This window comes from Streptomyces sp. WAC05374 (assembly GCF_004353505.1).
GTDB lineage: Bacteria > Actinomycetota > Actinomycetes > Streptomycetales > Streptomycetaceae > Streptomyces.
The window spans coordinates 23,458-29,636 of sequence record NZ_SMNQ01000032.1 but is presented as its reverse complement, the minus strand read 5'-3'; the positions used below and the strand labels follow the sequence as shown (position 1 = coordinate 29,636).

The following is a 6,179-nucleotide window of genomic DNA, read 5'->3' as shown; positions in this document are numbered from 1 at the left end:
GGGGGGGGGGGGGGGGGGGGGGGGGGGGGGGGGGGGGGGGGGGGGGGGGGGGGGGGGGGGGGGGGGGGGGGGGGGGGGGGGGGGGGGGGGGGGGGGGGGGGGGGGGGGGGGGGGGTGGGGGGGGGGGGGGGGGGGGGGGGGGCTCGGGCGCGGTCGGCTTGGAGTGGGCGGGCTTGGCTTGGGTGGGCTCGGGCGGAGACGGCTCGGGCGTGGTGGGCTTGGCTTGGGTGGGCTCGGGCGGAGACGGCTCGGGCGTGGTGGGCTTGGCTTGGGTGGGCTCGGAGTGGGTGGGCTCGGGCGGGGACGGCTCCGGCGTGGTCGGCTTGGCCTGGGTGGGCTCGGGCGGGGTGGGCTTGGGGGCGGTGGGCTCCGGTGAGGTCTGCTCCGGCTTCGGGTGGGTGGGCTCCGCCGGGGTCGGCTCGTCGGGTGGGGTGTCGTCGTGGGTGGGCTCCGCCGCGGCCTCGGGCGGGGTGGGTGCGGCCTCGTCGGCATCCTCGGACGCGGGCGCGGGCTCGGCCGGGGGTGGGGTTTCCGGGGCGGGGGCCGGTGAGGAGGGGGCGGCGGCGGTGAGCGTCACCAGTTGGCGTGTGACCTCGTTCGCGGCGGGCGGGGGTGCGGGGACGACCTGGGTGGTCTCGGCCTCCGGCTGCTCTTCCGTGGCCTTGTCCGCGTCGGGTGATCCGCCCGCCATCGCTCTCTCCTTCATGGGACGCAACGTACGTCATGCCTGGACGTTTCAGACTGTGGTGGTGGTTCCGGGTTTTCCCGTCACGTCCCGTGTTGTGCCGCGCGATTGCCGAGGAACGTCACCGCGATGGGCCCGCGGCGGCGCCGCCCCACTCGTCGTCCTCCAGCAGGACGGGCCGGGCGGGGCTCCGGTTGCCCCGTCAGCGGGGACCGGTCACCACGGGGAGGTCCGAGGGCAGGCCCCACTCGCTCCAGGAACCGTCGTACACGGCGGCCTCCTCGTACCCGGCCAGTTCGGCGGCCAGGGCGAGGACGCAGGCGGTGACGCCCGAGCCGCAGCTCAGGACCAGTGCGCGCCGGTCGCCGGCCGCCTCGGAGAAGAGGGCGCGCAGTTCCTCCGCCGGGCGCATGACGCCTTGGTGCTGGGTGTTGCCGAAGGGCAGGTTCCGCGCGCCGGGCATGTGGCCGCCGCGCAGCCCCGGGCGGGGTTCGGGCGCCTCACCCGTGAACCGTTGCGGGGTGCGGGCGTCGAGGACGGCCGTGTCCGGGTCGGCCAGGGCCTCCGTCACACGGTCGCTGCCCACCAGCAGCCCCGGCCGGGGCCGGGCGGTGAAGTCGCCGCGTGGCCCGGCGTACCGGGGCGGCTCCGGCTCCACCGGCAGGCCGGCCGCGCTCCAGGCGGGGAGCCCGCCGTCGAGCACCGCGGCCCGGTCGAAGCCCATGGCCCGCAGCATCCACCAGGCGCGGGCGCTGGAGTAGACGCCGGCGGCGTCGTACACGACGACCGTGCCGCTGTCGTCGAGGCCCAGGGCGCGCATTTCGTCGGTGAACGCTCCGGCGTCCGGCATCGTGTGGGGCAGCGGAGCGGTGTGGTCGGACAGTGCCCCGTCGATGTCGAAGGGCCGGGCCCCGGGGACGCGCCTCGGGGTGCCCCGGTGCGCGCCCACGGAGGCGTCGAAGACCACGAGCCCGGGCGTGCCGAGCCGCCGCGCGAGCCAGTCCGGGTCCACGAGCGGGCCGGGCAGCGGGGGAAGGGGGTCCGTGTGGGGCGTGCTCACCGCGCGTTCTCCTGTGGGTCCGGGCCGCGCCCCGCTGGTGGTCCGACCGGGACGGTTCGACGGCGCGGAGCTGTTTCGCCTCAGTAGTCTGCACGGTGTGATCGACTCATACGCGGGTTCCGACGACGCCGCGGTCGCGATGGCCGGGGCGCGGGCCGGCGCGGACGTGGTCCGCGGCATGTACGGCCGGCGGCTCCAACGCATCGACAAGGGTGCCGGGGACTTCGCCACCACCGCCGACGTGGAGGCCGAGAAGGCGATCCTCGGCGTCCTTCGTGCCGCACGGCCCGGTGACGCGGTGCTCGGCGAGGAGGGCGGGCAGCAGGGCGCCGCCGGCGCTGCGCGCCAGTGGTTGGTCGATCCCCTGTGCGGGACGCTGAACTACGCCACCGGCACCATGCTGGTGGCCGTCAACGTAGCGCTGCGGGACGGGGCGGCGGCGGTGGCCGACCCGTTCGGCGGCGAGGTCTTCTTCACCGACGGGGAGACCGCCCGGGTACGGCGTGACGGTGCCGGTGACGCACCGCTGGCGCCGTCGTCCGCCACCCGGCTGGTGGACGTCAACCTGGACCCGCCGTTCCCGAGTGCGCCCGGCTTCCGGGCCGTGGACCTGCTGGCCCACCCCGGCTTCGCCGCACGGTTCCGGCCCCGGGTCGTGTCCACGAGCCTGGCGCTGGCCTGGGTCGCCGCCGGCAAGCGGGCCGCATATGTCACGGATGGCGGCGACCTGTCGGGCAGTGTGCACTTCGCGGCCGGGATCGCCCTGTGCAGGGCCGCCGGCTGTGTCGTCACCGGGATCGACGGTGCCCCGCTGGGTGAGTCGGGCCGTGGGCTGGTGGCCGCCGCCGACAGCGGGACCCACGAGCTGCTGATGGCGATGGTGCGCGGCCGGGGCTAGGGCCTGGAGCAGCCGGGTCTCTTGTGGTGGACCGCCCTGTGGCGGAGGAGGCGGGTCGTCGGTCGCCACTGTGGACGGGCCGCCTACAGGCTCTTGACCACGGCGAAGCCGTGCCGGTCGAGGACGGCCGCCATGGTGGCCCTGGCCGTGTCGTCCTGGAAGGCGGCGTCCCTGACGTACACGGACACCTCGCCCGCCGGGTCGAGTTCTTCGCGCCAGTGGGCGATGCCGAGGGCGGCGGCCTCGGCGCGGTCGCGGCCGAGGGAGCCGGCGGGCGGCAGGCAGGCGAACAGCAGGCCGTGGCCGGTGCTGTGGACGGTGACGCCCTGGAAGGTGCGGGTCTCGACGGGCAGGGAGAGGTCCAGGCCGCGGCCCAGGAGGAGTTCGAACAGCACCTCCTGGTCGGTGCGGCCGTCGGGGCCGGTGGCGGTCTGCTCCAGGAGGTGGGCTTCCCGGCGGACGATGCCGGAGGGCGCGAGGGTGAAGGAGCGGAAGCCGCGGTCCGGCGCCGCAGGGAGGGCCGCCGCGGCGGCGCGCAGGCGGGCGCGGGTGATGTGGGCGACCGTCGGGTGGTCGGCGTGGCCGGTGGGTTCGGGGAGCTGGACCAGGATGTGGCGCCGGTCGCCGCCGTCCTCGGCGTTGGCCTGGAGGACGGCGTCGCCGGTGGTGCCGGAGCCGGCGAAGAAGTCCAGCACGATGTCCCCGCCGTGCGGCCGGGTGGCGAGGGTCAGGATGCGGCGGACGAGGGCGGTCGGCTTGGGGGTGTCGAAGACGCTGCCCGAGGAGGCGAACCGCACCCGCTCCAGCAGTTCGCGTTTGGCGTCCTGGTTGTGGCCCACTTCCGTGTAGGGCCAGAGGGTCTGCGGAACGCGGCCCTGTCTGACCTCGGACAGGAAGCGCTTGACGGCGGGGGTGTTGTTGCCGTCCCTCCCCCACCAGATGCGGTTGTCCGCGTCCAATTCCCGCAGGGTCGTCTCGGAATACCGCCAGTACGTCCCGGGCGGCGGCCCCTCGATGAGCCGGCCGCCGGGCGTGGTGATGGCGTAGGTGCCCTTGCTGTAGTAATTGCGGGCGGTGCAATTGTCGGCCTTCCAGGGCCCGCGCGGGTCGTTGTCCGGGTTCTTGTACGCCGCGTTCTGCCCGGCCGTGCGGGGCAGAAGTCCGGGCGTCCAGGAATCGGCGTCCCGGGCGTAGACGAGGAGGTAGTCGTGGTCCTCGGAGAAGTGGCGGGCACTGTTCTTGGGGGAATAGACCTTCTGCCAGATCACGGTGGCGACGAAGTTCTCCGGGCCGAAGATCTCGTCCATGACGGCGCGGAGGTTGTGGACCTCGTGGTCGTCGATCGAGACGAAGGCGACGCCGTCCTGTCGCAGCAGGTTGCGGGCGAGGAACAGGCGCGGGTACATCATGTCCAGCCAGGCGCTGTGGTAGCGGCCCGAGGTCTCGGCGCCGCCGCCGCGCCGCCCGCCCGCGGTGTCGAGCCGGCCGGTGAGCCGGAGGTAGTCGCGCACGCCGTCCCGGAAGCTGTCCGGGTAGAGGAAATCCCGGCCGGTGTTGTAGGGCGGGTCGATGCAGATGAGCTTGACGCGGCCCGCGTAACTCCGCTGGAGGATTTTGAGGACGTCGAGATTGTCGCCCTCGATCATCACATGGCCGGTGGTGTCCCAGTCGAGGCTTTCGCCGGGACGGGGCAGAAGGGTTCCGCTGCCGGGCGTCCGGGCGATTTCCTGGGCACGTTTCTTTCCGGGCCAGCCGAGTCCGTATCTCTCCGGGGATTCGCACACCGCGGGATGTGCGCATACCGCCGGGTCGGCGCACGGCTCCGGGGATTCGCCCGCCGGGTTTTCGCATTCCGGCGCAAGGAGGCGTACGAGGGCGCCGACATCGAGCAGGCCCTCGGTGAAGACGCTGGGGAACAGTGCCTTGAGCCGCTCGGCGTTCTCGGCCACCAGGTCCATGGAAACGGTCTCGGGATCTCCCGGCCGGATGGGCTGCATCGACACCGTGTCGTCCGCCATTCCTGTCGTCCGCCCGCCCACCGTACCGCCGGTCCGCCCTGCGGCCCGGTTGGCACCGGCGGCGCGCGCGCCACTGGCCGGGGGTGCGTGGGGGGTGGGGAAGGTCAGGCCGTCCGGTCGGGGCGGCCCGCCTCCCGTGACGCCGTGGGGCGTGGGAGTGGGGGGTGTGGGGGTGCGGTTCAGCCGTGGCCGGCGTCGAGGAGGTCGGACTGGGCGAGCAGGTAGGCGAGGTGGGCCCGGCTGCGCCCGCCGAGGAGGTCGGAGGCCTTCTTGATGTGGGTGGAGACGGTGCGCGGGCTGACACCCAGCCGGCTGGCGATGGCCGCGTCGGTGTAGCCCTCCACCATCAGCCGCAGCACGGCACGACGGGTCTCGTCGGTCATGAGCGGGGGGCGGACGTACTCCTGGGTGATGCTGACGGTTTCGCCGCGCGCCCAGGCGTGCTCGAAGACCTTGGCGAGGTAGTGGACTATCGCTGGGTGGTCGATGGCCAGGGCGGCGGTTCTCAGCTCGTGGCGCGGGTCCGGGATGAAGGCCGTCGTACGGTCGTAGATGATCAGCCGGTCGAACACCTCGTTGAGGGTGCGGAACTGGGCACCGGAGGCGGTCGCCTGTTCGATGTAGGCGAGCGTGGGGCCGTGTGCGCGCACGGTGTGCTGGTAGAGCGTGCGCTGCTTGACGCCGCGCCGGTGCATGGCGAGGACGCGGGAGAGCGAGCGGGCGAGCGAGGCCGGGTCGCGGCGGCCGCCGGGCTGGCAGGTCAGCAGTTCCTCGCGGCAGTTGTCGGCGGCCTGTTCCAGGGCGGCACGTATGACGTCCTCCCCCTGGAGCAGGCGTACGGGGGCGGTGGAGACGGCCTGGCGGGTCGCGGAGTAGACGTCCTCGGCCGATGCGATCGAGTCACTGATGGCGGCCAGGGTCTGCTGGTGCGCGAGCATGGCGCGCTCGACGGGGCGGGTGAGTTCGCGGCCGGCGATGTCCGGGGGGACGGCCGCGAGCAGTGTGGGGGTTTCGGCCACTGGCCGTAGAAGCCCCAACCGGAGCAGACATTCGGGCACATCACCCGATATCGGACCATGAGCCAGCGCACGTCGGTAGACCTCCAGGCCGCGATCACAGGGCCTGACGACGTTCGAATGCGGGGCTAAGTCCGAGTTCCTGCACATTTGACACTCCTTCCGATTCTTGCATTGCGTGATCATGATGCTACTGAACGACCCTTTCCTGTAGTGCGGTGCGGCATATTTCTGAGGGCGGGAGGGCCAAGGGGCCTTTCAGCCAGGGGAGGGATTGTGAACCGCACGAGAGAGGCCGGGCGCCTGTTCGGGCTTCCGGCTTTGGCACTGATCCTCGGGCTCTTCACCTATGCCGTGGAGGGCGGAAGCGAGGCATCCATTTCCGCCACGAACCAGGTCGTGGCGTTGACGGAAGACGATGAATGGGGTCCCTGACCCCGCCGAGCGGCGTCGGTTTCCCGACAGGGCGTCAGATTTCCGGGAGATGAATTCGGGGAGTCGG

Annotated in this window: 5 protein-coding genes; 2 read left to right on the top strand and 3 right to left on the bottom strand. The window is 73.1% G+C overall.

Annotated features, from left to right (window positions below; translation table 11 throughout):
- Positions 1-887 precede the first annotated feature (887 nt).
- Entirely contained in the window at positions 888-1,745 is an 858-nt protein-coding gene (locus tag E2B92_RS32095; RefSeq protein ID WP_235024078.1) for a sulfurtransferase, read from the bottom strand.
- Between the two features lie 97 nt (positions 1,746-1,842).
- Between E2B92_RS32095 and E2B92_RS32090 the strand changes: the two genes are divergently transcribed.
- Complete coding sequence (locus E2B92_RS32090) at positions 1,843-2,643, top strand: inositol monophosphatase family protein (RefSeq protein WP_185923810.1); 801 nt, start codon at positions 1,843-1,845, stop codon at positions 2,641-2,643.
- Between the two features lie 83 nt (positions 2,644-2,726).
- Here the strand turns inward: E2B92_RS32090 and E2B92_RS32085 are convergent, their stop codons facing one another.
- The gene (locus tag E2B92_RS32085) at positions 2,727-4,661 is read right to left on the bottom strand and encodes a site-specific DNA-methyltransferase (RefSeq protein ID WP_200836948.1); all 1,935 of its coding nucleotides are present in this window, start codon (positions 4,659-4,661) and stop codon (positions 2,727-2,729) included.
- A gap of 179 nt (positions 4,662-4,840) precedes the next feature.
- Positions 4,841-5,680, bottom strand: a complete 840-nt coding sequence (locus tag E2B92_RS32080; protein ID WP_160159815.1) for a helix-turn-helix transcriptional regulator — start codon at positions 5,678-5,680, stop codon at positions 4,841-4,843.
- A gap of 273 nt (positions 5,681-5,953) precedes the next feature.
- Here E2B92_RS32080 and E2B92_RS32800 point away from each other — a divergent pair, with 273 nt between their 5' ends.
- On the top strand, positions 5,954-6,112 hold the full coding sequence (locus tag E2B92_RS32800) for a hypothetical protein (RefSeq protein ID WP_160159814.1): 159 nt from the start codon (positions 5,954-5,956) through the stop codon (positions 6,110-6,112).
- Positions 6,113-6,179: the final 67 nt, after the last annotated feature.

Coding starts and splice junctions, on each gene's coding strand:
- E2B92_RS32085 (WP_200836948.1), bottom strand. CDS start 4,661: ATGGCGGACGACACGGTGTCGATGCAGCCCATCCGGCCGGGAGATCCC.